This window comes from Rhodoferax sp. UBA5149, assembly GCF_002413825.1.
GTDB lineage: Bacteria > Pseudomonadota > Gammaproteobacteria > Burkholderiales > Burkholderiaceae_C > Rhodoferax.
In genome coordinates this window covers 1-992 of sequence record NZ_DHXT01000024.1, presented here as the reverse complement: position 1 = coordinate 992, position 992 = coordinate 1, and the positions used below count along the sequence as shown (strand labels likewise).

Annotated in this window: 3 protein-coding genes; 2 read left to right on the top strand and 1 reads right to left on the bottom strand. The window is 61.2% G+C overall.

The window, feature by feature from the left end; all coding sequences use genetic code 11:
- A partial coding sequence (locus B3V69_RS01770; protein ID WP_296443221.1) for an Lrp/AsnC ligand binding domain-containing protein occupies nucleotides 1-234 on the top strand: 234 nt, incomplete at its 5' end.
- A gap of 11 nt (nucleotides 235-245) precedes the next feature.
- Entirely contained in the window at nucleotides 246-797 is a 552-nt protein-coding gene (locus tag B3V69_RS01765; protein WP_296443218.1) for a DUF3617 domain-containing protein, read from the top strand.
- A gap of 10 nt (nucleotides 798-807) precedes the next feature.
- Here the strand turns inward: B3V69_RS01765 and B3V69_RS01760 are convergent.
- Nucleotides 808-992 (bottom strand): alanine racemase (locus tag B3V69_RS01760; RefSeq protein WP_296443216.1); only part of this gene is annotated, 185 nt, incomplete at its 5' end.

The following is a 992-nucleotide window of genomic DNA, read 5'->3' as shown; positions in this document are numbered from 1 at the left end:
GCTGGCGGCTTTGACTATCTGCTCAAAACCCGCATGGCCGACATGACGGCCTACCGCGAATTTGCCGGCACCGTGCTCTGGCAACTGCCCGGCGTGCGCGAAACACGCACCTACGCGGTGATGGAAGAAGTGAAAACTCGACCCACCTGCCGCTGCGTTAATTCCCCGCACATGACGCCGCCCAGGTGTGTTCCCAAAGCCATGTTCTTTGGCGACAATCGGCACTTACTTTGATGGGAGCCCTTATGAACAAGTTACACCATGTCCTGCTCACCGCCGTCTTGGCCAGCGGCGCCATGGGCGCGGCGGCGCAAACCCTGAAACCCGGCCTGTGGGAAATCAACAACAAGATGAGCAGCAGCTCGGGGGAAATGGAAAAGACCATGGCCGAGGCACAAAAGCAGATCGCCAGCATGCCGCCCGATCAGCGCAAGATGGTGGCGGACATGATGGCCAAGCAAGGCGTTGGCATGGGGGCGGGCGGCGCCGTGATGGCCAAGGTCTGCATGACCCGCGAGATGGTGGAACACAATGAAGTGGCCACGCAGCAAGGGGACTGCCGACAAACCAGCTCGCCGCGCACGGGCAACACCCAGAAGTTCTCGTTTGTCTGCACCCGGCCGCCGTCCCGCGGCGAAGGCCAGGTCACTTTTGTCAGCCCGGAGGCTTACACCCTGAAAATGATGTTCAACAGCACGGCCACCGGCAAACCGGAGAAGATGAAGATGGACGCCACGGGCAAATTCCTGTCGTCTGACTGCGGCACCGTCAAGCCGCTCGCCCTGCCGAAAAAGTAAAACGTCGGGTTCAGGCGGGCTTGGCACGCGCGCCAAAAATGGCGCTGCCCACGCGCACCAGGGTGCTGCCGGCCTGGATCGCCGCCTCCAGATCGGCGCTCATGCCCATCGACAGGGTGTCGAGTGCCAGGCCGGCTCCATTTAACTCATCAAATACGGTCTTGACCCTCGTAAACAGGGCGCAAGCAGCTACAA